Source organism: Pseudomonas sp. PICF6, from assembly GCF_009831705.1.
In the GTDB taxonomy this organism is placed as follows: Bacteria; Pseudomonadota; Gammaproteobacteria; order Pseudomonadales; family Pseudomonadaceae; genus Aquipseudomonas; species Aquipseudomonas rhizophila.
The window spans coordinates 308,570-321,539 of sequence record NZ_WUUD01000016.1 but is presented as its reverse complement, the minus strand read 5'-3'; the positions used below and the strand labels follow the sequence as shown (position 1 = coordinate 321,539).

The following is a 12,970-nucleotide window of genomic DNA, read 5'->3' as shown; positions in this document are numbered from 1 at the left end:
ACGATTGCGATCTGTCAGTCGCATCAATGTTGCTGACCCAACGCTATCGCGAGCAGGCTCGCTCCCACAGGGGATTTCAATCACCTCAGGTCCGCGTCGCCCCCCGGGCGCTGGCCGCGAACTGCTCCGCCGGCAGCACATGCTTGCGCTCCAGCAGGCGATACACCACGCCGGTCAACACCAGGCCGAACACCATCACGCAGGACAGGAAGTACAGCCCCGACGCCAGGTTGCCGGTGTATTCCTTCAGCGCACCGATCACGAACGGCCCGATGTAGCCACCCAGGTTGCCCACCGAGTTGATCAGCGCGATACCCGCCGCCGCACTGGCGCCGGCAAAGAAACGCCCCGGCAAGGTCCAGAACACCGCGGTGCAGGAAAACAGCGCGAACGCCACCAGGCACAGCGCCGCCAGCTGCAACACCGGTACCGTCAGCCAGGCACTGAGGAACAGACCGATGGCGCCCAGCACATAAAGCACGGCCAGATGACCGTAGCGATCGTTCAAGCGGTCGGAACTGCGAGGAATGATCAGCAAACCGATGATGCCGAAGATGTAGGGCACCGAAGACACGAAACCGGTCACCAGGTCAGTGCCGCCAAATTGCTTGATCAACGTGGGCAGCCACAGGCCCAGCCCGTAGATGCTCAGGGTCACCGGCAGATAGAACAGCGCCAGCAGCAGGACACGCTTGTCCTTCAAGGCGTGCAGCGGATTGCCGTGCCGGGTCTGGCCGTATTCCTCAAGGTCTTTTTTCAGTTCACCGGTCAGCCAGTCCTTTTCGGCCTGGTCCATCCACTTCACCTGTTGCGGACCATCCGGCAGATAACGCAGCACCGGCCAGGTCAGCAAGACCGCCGGCAGGCCGATGACGATGAACAACCACTGCCAGCCGTGCAAGCCCAGGATGCCGTCCATGCCCAGCAAGCCGCCGGAGACGGGGCCGGTGATCATCATGGCGATGGGCTGAGACAGAATGAACAGGCCCAGGATCTTGCCGCGATGGCGGACCGGGAACCATTGGGTGATGTAGTACAGCACGCCGGGGAAGAATCCGGCTTCCGCCGCGCCGAGCAGAAAGCGCATCACATAGAAGCTGTAAGGCCCTTGCACAAACGCCATGCCGATGGTGATGGCGCCCCAGGTGATCATGATCCGCGCGAACCAGCGCCGGGCACCGAAGCGTTCCAGCATCAGGTTGCTGGGGATCTCCAGCAGGAAGTAGCCAATGAAAAACAACCCGGCGCCCAGGCCGTAGGCGGCGTCGCCGATGCCGATGTCGGCGCCCATGTGCAGCTTGGCGAAACCCACGGCGGAACGGTCCACGTAGGCGATCAGGTATAGCAGGATCAGGAAAGGAATTAGTTTCAGCGTGATGCGGCGAATAAGCCGCAATTCCTGGCTCATGGGACCGGTCTCCGATTGTTGTTGTTATAGAACCCTGGGGGATTTCTCTGACCAATGAGCGCCAGGACAATCCCTCCGTTGAATCGGACTATATAGTAATACTATTTACCCAACAACACTTCCAAACAGAGCAAATTGCGCTTATGCTAGGCGCAAGCTAAAACCATATAGTCATACAATAAGAGAATCGATCATGTCTGATAAGAAACCCTCCCTGCGCTCGGCCCAATGGTTTGGCACCGCCGACAAAAACGGCTTCATGTACCGCAGTTGGATGAAAAATCAGGGCATCGCCGACCATCAGTTTCATGGCAAGCCAATCATCGGCATCTGCAACACCTGGTCGGAGCTGACGCCATGCAACGCGCACTTCCGGCAGATCGCCGAACACGTCAAGCGCGGCGTGATCGAGGCCGGGGGCTTCCCGGTGGAGTTTCCGGTGTTCTCCAACGGCGAATCGAACCTGCGCCCCACCGCCATGCTGACGCGCAACCTGGCGAGCATGGACGTGGAGGAAGCCATTCGCGGCAATCCGATTGACGGCGTGGTGCTGCTCACCGGTTGCGACAAGACCACCCCAGCCTTGCTGATGGGGGCAGCCAGTTGCGACGTGCCGGCCATTGTCGTTACCGGCGGACCGATGCTCAACGGCAAGCACAAGGGCCAGGACATCGGGTCGGGCACAGTGGTCTGGCAGTTGAGCGAACAGGTCAAGGCCGGCACCATCACGATCGATGATTTCCTTGCGGCCGAGGGCGGCATGTCCCGCTCGGCCGGGACCTGCAACACCATGGGCACCGCCTCGACCATGGCCTGCATGGCCGAAGCCCTCGGCACGTCCCTGCCGCACAACGCCGCGATTCCGGCGGTGGACGCGCGCCGTTATGTGCTGGCCCACATGTCCGGCATGCGTGCGGTGGAAATGGTCCGTGAAGACTTGAAGCTGTCGAAGATCCTGACCAAGGAGGCTTTCGAGAACGCCATCCGGGTCAACGCAGCCATCGGCGGCTCGACCAACGCGGTGATCCACCTCAAGGCCATTGCCGGACGCATCGGCGTGCAACTGGACCTGGACGACTGGACCCGCATCGGTCGAGGCATGCCGACCATCGTCGACCTGCAGCCGTCCGGGCGCTTCCTGATGGAGGAGTTCTATTACGCTGGTGGTTTACCCGCCGTGCTGCGCCGTCTCGGCGAAGCCAACCTGATCCCTAACCCCGACGCGTTGACCGTCAACGGCAAGAGCCTTGGCGAGAACACCAAGGACGCACCGATCTATGGCCAGGACGAAGTCATTCGCACCCTGGACAACCCGATCCGGGCCGACGGCGGTATCTGCGTGCTGCGCGGTAACCTGGCGCCCCTCGGCGCGGTACTCAAACCCTCCGCCGCCACGCCCGAGCTGATGCAACATCGTGGTCGCGCGGTGGTGTTCGAGAACTTCGACGAGTACAAGGCGCGGATCAATGATCCGGAGCTGGATGTCGATGCCAGCTCGATTCTGGTGATGAAGAACTGCGGGCCCAAGGGTTATCCAGGCATGGCCGAAGTGGGCAACATGGGCTTGCCGGCCAAGTTGCTGGCCCAGGGAGTGACCGACATGGTGCGTATCTCCGATGCGCGCATGAGCGGCACCGCCTACGGCACCGTGGTGCTGCATGTGGCCCCGGAAGCCGCAGCCGGCGGACCACTGGCGGCCGTGAAGGAAGGTGACTGGATCGAACTGGACTGCGCCAGCGGGCGTCTGCACCTGGACATTTGCGACGCCGAACTGGCCGCCCGCCTGGCCGACCTGCCGCCAGCGCAGAACCTGTTGGTGGGCGGCTACCGCCAGCTGTACATCGACCATGTGCTGCAAGCGGACCAGGGTTGTGACTTCGACTTCCTGGTCGGTTGCCGCGGCGCCGAGGTGCCGCGTCACTCCCACTGACCCCACTCATCCCCTTGCGCGAGCAAGCTTTTTGTGGGAGCTGAGCTTGCTCGCGATAGCGGTGTAACAGACAACAGAGATATTGACTGGCAGGGCCTCATCGCGAGCAAGCTCAGCTCCCACAAAGGCTCGCTCCCACAATGGGCTCGGGTGTACATCAAAATCGCATTAGCGACCCGCCCTCGCCGCGCCTGCTATCATGCGCAGCATCCCCTTCGCACAGGATCGCGCCACCCCCCATGGACTACCGTAAACCCTCCGACCGCAAAAGCATGCACGCGCGCATCGTCCAGGAACTGGGCATGCAGATCGTTTCCGGGCGGTTCAAACCCGACGATAAACTGCCCGCCGAAGCTTTGTTGTGCGAGGAGTATGCCGTCAGCCGTCCGGTGTTGCGCGAGGCCACGCGCGTGCTGGTAGCCAAGGGTCTGGTGTATTCGCGGCCACGGGTTGGCACGGTGGTCAAGGCGCGTCGGGAATGGCACATGCTCGACCCCGATGTTCTGCACTGGTTGATGCAAAGCAGCCCGCAGAATGAGTTCTTCAATCTGCTGACCAGCGTGCGCAGCATCATCGAGCCGGCCGCCGCGGCCCTCGCCGCACAGTTCGCCAACGATACCGACATCGCTGCCATCCGCGAGGCCTACCAGCGCATGGAGGCGGCACCGACCCCCGAAGCGGTGCTGCAACCGGACCTAGACTTCCACAGCCGCATCGCCGATGCCACCCACAACGACCTGCTCGCCAACCTGTGCAACATGTTGTCGGTGGCCATCGCCGAAGCCCTCAAGCACTCCAACCAGCGGCCCAACCTGCATGAACTGGCGATGCCGCGCCACAAGGCGATCCTCACCGCCATCGAGAACCGCGACGCCCTCGGCGCCCGCCATGCCACGCTGGTGCAGCTTGACGATGCCCGCAGCGCACTGAATGTGGTGCTGGGCGCCGATCCTTCCTGATCTTCCCTCCCGACGAGGCCAGGCATAACCCGCATTCGCCAGGGTGGTATTTATTTACCGCCCTCGCAGGAGCGGGATGTCGATACTTCCCTCGTCGTCACTCCCGGCGGCCATGAATTTATGAAAAGGATTTCATATGACCGCACCCGCTCCGGCCAATACGCTCCCCGCGTTGGCGCAAAGGGTCAGCCTGCTATTTGCCAGCCGTCCGACCTTCGAAGAAATCGCGCAACGCATGCTCGAGCAAGCCATCAAGGAAAAATACCCCTCGCTGACCTTCGACCTGTCCAAGACCCGATTGGCCACACCGGACCCAGCCTCTCGCGGCTTTACGCTCCAACCGTTCATGCCCCGCGTCCTCGAATACCTGGCCCTCGGCACGCCCGTGGATTTCACGGAGCGCGGTGGGCGTCGATGTTTTCTTACCGACACCCCGCCCCGCGAGCTCTCACCAGACGACGGGAAGCTGGACATCAGGGTCATCGAAAAACTGCTGCTTGAACTGCCCTGGAGCGTACCGATCGGGCTGGAGGATGCGCTGACCCGTTATTGGAACGCCGGAATCGACACAAGCAATAACCTCAGCCGCTGGCGCTGGCTCAGCGATGCACTGAAGAACACGCTGTCTATCCGCAGGCTGCGACAACCCGGCCTCACTGACCAGGCGCGCGAAGCCCTTGACCAGATCGTCCGCTGGCCGGAGCGCGAGCAGCGCTTTCGCCGCAACAACCCGTCCCCCGTCTACGCCTACAGCCTGGAAACCAAGCTCATCCGAGACGGCTCCAACACCGTGCTGACCGGCAGCGAAATTCTCCTGGACCACTCCAAAAAGGGCGTCACCCTCCTCCTGCTATGCAGCCCTGGCGGCGCCGTGCAGTCGTTTGCATCCCTGGAAGCCTTCAATCACCATTGGGGCGCACTGATCGCCAGCCGGTACGTGGTCGACACGCTCACCTGTCAACGCAACGAGATCAGTGGCAATGTCTTCGACACCCAGGCGGCTATGGTGCTGGAGCAGCAACTGGCCGACCTGAACGCAGTGCAGTTGCCCTCGCGGATTGGCCTGCAAGACCTGTCGACGCTCTACCAGGAGCTGAGCGACCCTGCCCGTTATCTGCTTGACGCGCCGCGCCTGACGCCGGAAACGTCGGCACGGATCGAGCCGCTGTTGCCCGACTGGTTGAAAAAAGCTTCCATCGTCGATCAAACCAAATTCCAGCACTACAGCCTGACATTGGCCAGCGCGAAAAAACGCCACCAGGGCCGCACCTTTCTCAGCGACATCAAGAACATCAAGGCCTTTACCGCCGACGCCTTGCTCAAACAGATGCGGCAAACCAACGACAGCCACCCGGACAAGGCTCAACCCATCCAATACCAGCCTGATGATATAGAACTGACCTTCACCGTCGCCGCAGGTTATCCCGGAACTAGCGGGATCATCGAAAAAAGAACGATGAGCCTGACCGAGCTGGCCATCAACAACCTCATCGCCCGACCGAGTGCAAACCTGATCCTCAGCCATCGCTTGGGCCTGACGCTGCCCCGGTGGTTGACGCCGGACTTCATTACCCGCAAGAACGGGCTGATCGAACAGGTCGACATTGGTTCGGCCTATCCCCGCTACCTGCAACAACGGCTGTTGGACGATGTACCTCAAGCCCAGGAACGCCAGCGAATATTTGCCGAACAGATCGCGGCACAGTTGCCGCTTGAAGCCTTCCAGCAAATGCTCAACCACGAAAACGGTGTGACCCGCCAAGGACTGGGCCTGGTTGAAGCCTTGCTCAATCCTGGGGCCGATAGCCAACAGGTAGGCGGTCGACCGGTAGTCATCCGCCACCTGGCCTTCCTGCGCAAACCCGAGGCCCACCCCGACATCGTGAACAATATGTTCATTATCGAGCCGGAGGATGTCCAAACCGGACCGCACCTGCTGTATCGCCCACTTTACGCGCCCTCGTTGCAAGAGTTCCCGACGCGCGAGGCACTGCTGAAGGCCGTCGTCACCCCAGGGGACCTGCAAAAAAGCATCCTGACCTGGATGACTGATGCCGCACGGCCGATCTATGCCAATGGCGGCTTCCAGGAGCCGCACATCGTGCGGTTTTTCCAGGGCGATGAATTCAACCTCCCCGCCAAGCCCGCCCCTGCGACGCTGGCCATCGACGGTGCAAACGATGAACTGCGGCAGTTCCTGCGCAACGGCGAGCTGATGCTGTATCTTTACGGCAGCAATGCCCGCGCCCTGATCTCCCAGGCCGACCGTGATTCAGTCTCCAACAGCGAGAGCCGCTGGGCCATGCTCCTCAAGGGCGGCAGCCTGCTGTTCAATACGTTGCTGATGCCCTTGCTGCGTGGCCCGGTCATGGCCACCTTCTGGCTGTGGAGCCTGATGGCCAGCGCCAGCCAGGATATCCCGGCACTGAGCAGCGAAGACCCGGTGACCCGGGAGCTCGCCGCTGTCGATCTGCTGCTCAACCTCGGCATGCTGGTGCACCAGTTTCCCGCCATCAGCGCCTTGTCCCATGCACCGTTGCCCGATGCGCTGAAGGAACAGGCGATGCGTCCCCCCGCACCGCGCGTCATCCCTGAGCAATGGCCTGCGCCTGCGTCGCCTCGCATTCTCGAAGGGCCGGTGGGCTTGCCCGGCGAACACTTGCAGGGCGCCAGCAGGCACCTGGACCTCAGTTTCGCCAGTGCCCGCCAGCGCCTGACAGCGGAACAACGTAACCGGCTGCAACAGCTACAGGTGCCACGCCCTACTTCAATGCCTGAACCGATCAAATATGGCCCCTATACAGGCTTGTACGTCATCCTGAACAAATGGCACGCACTGGTGGAAGACCAACTGTATCGGATCAGTCCGGAGCCGGACGGCAATACGGTGATCGTCGACCCGCAGGCTCCGCGAAACCCGGCAAAAAATGGTCCGGTGTTGAAATCGGATACCCAAGGCAACTGGTCCATGGATCTACGCCTGCGTCTGCGCGGGGGCATGCCCCCAAAGCGGGTGGCCGAACTGCGCAAGCTCAGGGCCCAGCGGGGGATGGAACTGAGCCGGGAGCTGGCGAATTATCATGCACAGGAAGCCGATAAGCTAAAGGCCGTGCAAGTTGCCCAGGAAGTCATGAGCAGAACTCAGGAAGGCGCCTTTACCGAGGAGCAACGTGCGGCAAAACGTACGCAGTTTTATGAATTGCTCCAGGACCAGACTGACGATTATCTGCGGCTGCTGAACAAAGCAACCGAATATGCCGGCCTTGACATGACATTGCCCCCGGAAATGCTTCGCGCCCTGATGGAAAACGTGGTCAACAATGCCCGTAAAGCCTTTCTTGTCGTCGAGTTGGATTTATTGGCCCTGGATGCCGCCAATATCCAATTCATAAAAAACGGACCGGCGTTGAAGGAGGCTGTCGCCGACAACCCCGCAGGCTACTTTGCGTACCTCGACGCAATGAGCGTCATCAACGATCGTTCCATCTATTGGCTGGAACTCAAAGATCGACACCTGGACGCGCTATTGAACCTGGATGCCGAAGGCGCGCAGATATTCGAGCGGCTGACCAAGGACCGTCCCGAGGAAGAAAGAACGGCGCTGGCCACCAAGGCCGTGCAGTTACCCATACTCGGGGCCCTGCTGGTCAAAAACCCCGACTCCGACCTTCCCGCCAGTCTGCATAACCTCATCAAGTTCTTGCTGGAACAGGTGCGCTCCCACTCCGACCTGGGAACATATGACCTGCCCCCTTCGGAGCGGCTTGAAGTGCTGGAAAGTCTGACCGAAAACTATGGCGCTTCCCTTGATGCCATGCAGGGCATCAAGGCACTCAATGCCAGCGACATTGACCCATCCTATTTCGACAGGCTGTTCAAGCTGATCGAACAGCTCTATGACGACGCCTCCAAGACATTGTCCGCCGAGCTAAAACCGGCGCCGCAACCGCGCAAGCGTCCGCAAAAACGCACCAAAACGGCGAGCGGGCGTCCGCAAAAAAAGGTGATCAAAACCCGTAAGGGCGGCGTGTTGATTGGTGATCTGAAACCCGCCGGCACCTCCCTGCCGATTGAAGTCGTCGAGTTACGCTCCGAAGTCGATGACGAGTTACTCGCCACGTATTCACAGCACGATGACGTCTGGGACATCGTCGAAGTACAACGACCGGTTCCGCCACCACCGCGCACCAGAGCGATCAAAACGATCAAGAGCGAAGCGCGCAAGCTGCTGGATCAATTGGAAAACAGTTTACTGAGCGCAGAGCGGTATAAAACCCAGTGCCGCTTTCCTCAGGAAATCGAGGAGATCATGAACAATGAGGCGAGTCGCTACCGCAAACGCTGCGAAGAACTGGAAAGGGCCTTCACCGCCTCGACAAAACCGCGCACACCAGCAGATCAAACATTGATCGATGAACTGTCAAACGCAGCTTCCCGCCTGGCTACCCGGGGCAGCGCCCTGCGTACCGAACTGAGTTTCAAATTGCCGCCCACCGACAGCAACCTGCGCTACCTGTTCGAAAAGAACCTGATACAGGTTGCCCGGCTCGGCGAACGCAAAGCCTTGAAAAGCGAGCGCAAGGATTTCCTTCAGGAGTACGCCATCAATGACCGCGACGGTTGGCCGCTGTGGTATGCGCATTTTCACTACGAGGCGGCCGATACGCCGAAAGCGGATTTCAGCGTCGCGCATCTGAAAACCAAGGAGCAACGCCGGGAGCACTATCACTCGATGCTGGCCAAGGCGAAAAGCCCTTATGCGGTGGTGAATGTGCATCGAGGACAGATCGGCAGGCCGTTGGCGCAGAGCAAGTTCTTGCCGTTGGCGCCTTGATCTCTGTTCAAAGGCTGGCGTAATACATGTGGCGAGGGAGCAAGCTCCCTCGCCACATGTATTAATGGGCAAACAACGACTTACTCTTCTGCCCTGCCATTTTCTCAGGTTTGATCAGGAACCGCGCCAGCGCCGGCAGCAGCCACAGTGCCCCGAACATGTTCCACAACAACATGAACGTCAGCATCAGCCCCATGTCGGCCTGGAACTTGATGGCCGAGAAGATCCAGGTGCACACACCGATAGCCAGGCACAGGCCTGTGAACAACACGGCCTTACCGGTGGACTTCAGCGTCTGGTAGTACGCCTCTTGCAACGGCAAGCCGGCCCGCAGGAAGCTTTCCAGGCGACTGTAGATATAGATGCCGTAGTCCACGCCTATCCCCACGCCAAGCGCCACCACTGGCAGCGTCGCGACCTTCACACCGATACCCATGAAGGCCATCAGGGCGTTCCCCAACACCGAGGTCAGCACCAGCGGCAGCACGATGCACAGCGTCGCCGCCCAGGAACGGAAAGTGATCATGCACATGGTTGCCACACAGATGTACACCAGGACCAGGATGGTCAGTTCCGATTCCTTGATCACTTCGTTGGTTGCAGCCTCAATGCCAGCGTTGCCGGCGGCGAGGATGAACTCCAGGCCGTCGCGATTATTTTCCTTGGCAAACTCCTGCACCACCTTCACGGCGCGGTCCAGGGTCTCGGCCTTGTGGTCGTTGAGGAAAACCAACACCGGGGCCACGGAACAGTTGTTGTTGTACAGGCCATCGGCCCGGGCAATGGAGTTGTTCAACACGTCTGGGTTACGCGACAGGGTTTCCCATTTCAGGTTGCCCTCGTTCATGCCCTTGATCATTTGCTTGGACACGGTGACCAGGGAGATCGCCGACTGCACCCCCTCGGTGTTCTGCATTTTCCACATCAGCTCGTCGATGGGAGCCATGGCTTCATAGCGTGAGCAGCCTTCAGCCTTGGTCTTGACCATCACCACCAGGACATCGGAGCTGGTGGAATAGTTGCTGATGATGAAGTTGTTGTCCTGGTTGTAGCGCGAGTCCGGACGCAACTCCGGCGCGCCCTGGTCCAGGTCACCGATCTTCAGGTTCTGGCTGTACCAGAGGCCGCCACCAAAGGCGATCAAGGCCAGGATGATCGACACCGGCGCGACTTTGGCGCTGGCGAACTTCGACAGCAGGCGCCAGAACGGATGCTCCCGCGTCGCATCCTTTTTGCTGCGCTCGATGGCACGCTTGCTGATGCCAACATAGGAAATCGCCACCGGCAACAGGATCAGGTTGGTGAACACAATCACCGCCACGCCGATGGACGCACCGAAGGCCAGTTCCCGGATCACGCCGATGTCGATGATCAGCAAGGTGATGAAGCCGACGGCATCCGCCAGGATTGCGATCATCCCCGGCAGGAACAACTGGCGGAATGTGCGCCGCGCCGCCGTCAGGGCGTTGTCCGCTTCACTGGACTGCAAAGCGATACCGTTGATTTTCTGCACGCCGTGGGAGATACCAATGGCGAAGATCAGAAACGGCACCAGCATCGAATAAGGATCGAGCCCGAAACCGACGGCGTGCATCAGCCCCAACTGCCAGACCACGGCCACCAGGGTCGTGCTCAGCACTGCAATGGTGCTGCGCATGCAGTTCGTGAACCAGTACAGCAGCACCAGGGTAATGATGAAGGCCACGCCGAAGAACATCACCACCATGGTCAGGCCGTCGATCAAGTCACCGACCTTCTTGGCGAAGCCCACGATATGGATCTTTACGTTGGGGTTCTGGGCTTCAAACTTGTTGCGGATCTTGTCTTCGAGTTCGTGGGAGAACTTCTGATAATCCAGGGCCAGCAGCTTGCCCTGGTCCTGCGGGTCCGGATAGGACTCCAACAGCGGGATATCGATGATGCTCGATTTGAAATCGTTGGCTACCAGACGTCCGACCTGGCCGGACTTGAGCACGTTGTTGCGTAACAGGTCGAGGCTGTCTGCCGAGCCGTCATAGCTCTGGGGAATCACCTCACCACCGGCAAAACCCTCCTCCGTCACCTCGGTCCAGCGCACGCTCGGGCTCCACAACGACTTGAGGCCGGAGCGGTCGACGCCGGAAATGTAGAACACCTCGTCGTGAATCTGGCGCAAGGTCTCCATGTAATCCTTGGAGAAAATGTCACCGTTGGTGGCCTCCACGGAAATCCGCACCGTGTTGCCCAGGTTCGCCAGGTCATTGCGGTGTTCGAGCATCTTCTCGATGAAGGGGTGCTCGAGGGGGATCATCTTTTCGAAACTGGTGGACGGCCGGATCAGCGTGGCCTGCCAGAACAGGAAAATACTGACCAACAGGCAAATGACGATCACTGCCGGGCGGTTGTTGAAAATCAGGCGCTCGAGGAACGTCGCCTTGTCTTGGTGATGACTGCTCATGGGGTCCGCCTTCTTGTTATTGTGCCCGCCGGATGTTTGCGGCTCATTTGCTCAATTCAGCGCCGGTGGGGGTGGTGGCATGAACGCCACCCTGTCCTGCCAGGATCAGATTGCCGTTGCCCGCCGCCGTGACAGCCGCCACGGAAATCCGATCCGGGCGGTTGAACACGCTGAAGGTCACGCCGTCATCACTGCTGCGCACCACACTGCCGCCATTGCCGACAATTACGATGGAGCCATCTGGCAAGAGCGTGGCCCCGGACAGGCCGAATTCCAGGGCACCGCGGGTGGCCTTGAGCTCGACCTGCTCCCAGGTGCTACCAAAATCGGTGGAGCGATAGAGGTTGCCGCGCAGGCCGTAGGCCAACAGCGTTGAAGGCTGAGCGGTGCCGATGACGCCGAACAGCGAACCTTCGTATGGGCCTTCGATCTTTTCCCAGGTCTGGCCCCAATCGCTGGAGCGGAACATGCTGCCAGCCTCACCGACGATGAACAGCCCGGCGTCTTTCACCGCAGCTATCGCGTTGAGGTGGAACTGGTCTTCGTTGTCGAGACGATCCCCGACCTCTTCCCAGTGCTTGCCGCCGTCGGTGGTTTCGAACAGCGCCCCGTAGGCGCCCACGGCAAAACCGTTGCTCGCGTCCTTGAACCAGACGTCCAGCAGCGGCGATTCACGGGGCAGGTCTTCGAATTGCTTGGTCCAGGTGCTGCCACCGTCTTCGCTGGCCAGTATCTGCGCGTCGTGCCCCACGGCCCAGCCGTGTTTGTCATCGACGAAAAATACTGCGGTGAGCAACTGGCGGGTCGGCACCTTGGCCTGAGTCCAGGAACCGCCCTGATCGTCCGAATAGACAATGTGCCCGCGATCACCGACCGCCACCAGGCGTTTGCCGGCATGGACCACATCGAGCATCAGGGTTTTGCTGGCCTTGGCCGACTCGACGGAATAGATGACATCGGATGTCGAAGCCGCTACGGCCATCACCGGTGCAGACAACACGGCAGAGCCCAGCAGCGAGAGCGCCGAGACCAGCAACGCGACTCTGCGCAGTACCGGCGGCCGGCAGCGGCCCACAGCCATGACAGGCTCATTCATAGACCTTTCCCCCATTATTATTGTTAGGTCATTCAACCCTTCAGGGCGCCGTAAGCGGGCTCATCGTGATTGACTGTTCTGGAGCATAGTCCTGAAACCTGCAATCTAGAGCCACTTCGGAAGCTGACCTATCCTATCGGGCTTTGGAAAGGTCTGACAATCGACGCCGCGTTATCTTTTGTTAACCGTGGCGCAGTGCGGTCGGGGGTGAATGAAGGGGTATTCGGGGAGGTTATGGCAGGCTATCGAGGCGGTTGTTGTGTAGACAGGTCTGACGCCATCGCGAGCAGGCTCGCTCCCACAAGG

Annotated in this window: 6 protein-coding genes; 3 read left to right on the top strand and 3 right to left on the bottom strand. The window is 60.2% G+C overall.

The window, feature by feature from the left end; genetic code table 11:
* Positions 1-85: 85 nt before the first annotated feature.
* Positions 86-1,408: an MFS transporter gene (locus GSM73_RS09220; RefSeq protein WP_107322362.1), complete on the bottom strand. Its 1,323-nt coding sequence runs from the start codon at positions 1,406-1,408 to the stop codon at positions 86-88.
* 193 nt (positions 1,409-1,601) lie between these two features.
* Between GSM73_RS09220 and GSM73_RS09215 the strand changes: the two genes are divergently transcribed.
* From GSM73_RS09215 to GSM73_RS09205, 3 genes are all read left to right on the top strand, one after another.
* Positions 1,602-3,338: an IlvD/Edd family dehydratase gene (locus GSM73_RS09215; RefSeq protein WP_047225783.1), complete on the top strand. Its 1,737-nt coding sequence runs from the start codon at positions 1,602-1,604 to the stop codon at positions 3,336-3,338.
* 239 nt (positions 3,339-3,577) lie between these two features.
* Positions 3,578-4,297, top strand: a complete 720-nt coding sequence (locus tag GSM73_RS09210) for a FadR/GntR family transcriptional regulator (protein WP_047225782.1) — start codon at positions 3,578-3,580, stop codon at positions 4,295-4,297.
* 136 nt (positions 4,298-4,433) lie between these two features.
* On the top strand, positions 4,434-9,131 hold the full coding sequence (locus GSM73_RS09205; protein ID WP_160892255.1) for a dermonecrotic toxin domain-containing protein: 4,698 nt from the start codon (positions 4,434-4,436) through the stop codon (positions 9,129-9,131).
* Positions 9,132-9,192: 61 nt separating this feature from the next.
* On the opposite strand, the gene GSM73_RS09200 is transcribed toward GSM73_RS09205, so the two are convergent.
* A complete protein-coding gene (locus GSM73_RS09200) occupies positions 9,193-11,568 on the bottom strand; it encodes an RND family transporter (protein ID WP_047225780.1) in 2,376 nt (791 codons plus the stop codon).
* 43 nt (positions 11,569-11,611) lie between these two features.
* Positions 11,612-12,664 (bottom strand): YCF48-related protein, encoded by a 1,053-nt coding sequence (locus GSM73_RS09195; RefSeq protein ID WP_107322360.1) that lies wholly within the window; start codon positions 12,662-12,664, stop codon positions 11,612-11,614.
* Positions 12,665-12,970 lie beyond the last annotated feature (306 nt).

What these genes read in the sequence shown, in the direction of transcription:
- GSM73_RS09220 (WP_107322362.1), bottom strand. Translation starts at nt 1,408, where the DNA reads ATGAGCCAGGAATTGCGGCTTATTCGCCGCATCACGCTGAAACTAATT.
- GSM73_RS09215 (WP_047225783.1), top strand. Translation starts at nt 1,602, where the DNA reads ATGTCTGATAAGAAACCCTCCCTGCGCTCGGCCCAATGGTTTGGCACC.
- GSM73_RS09210 (WP_047225782.1), top strand. Translation starts at nt 3,578, where the DNA reads ATGGACTACCGTAAACCCTCCGACCGCAAAAGCATGCACGCGCGCATC.
- GSM73_RS09205 (WP_160892255.1), top strand. Translation starts at nt 4,434, where the DNA reads ATGACCGCACCCGCTCCGGCCAATACGCTCCCCGCGTTGGCGCAAAGG.
- GSM73_RS09200 (WP_047225780.1), bottom strand. Translation starts at nt 11,568, where the DNA reads ATGAGCAGTCATCACCAAGACAAGGCGACGTTCCTCGAGCGCCTGATT.
- GSM73_RS09195 (WP_107322360.1), bottom strand. Translation starts at nt 12,664, where the DNA reads ATGAATGAGCCTGTCATGGCTGTGGGCCGCTGCCGGCCGCCGGTACTG.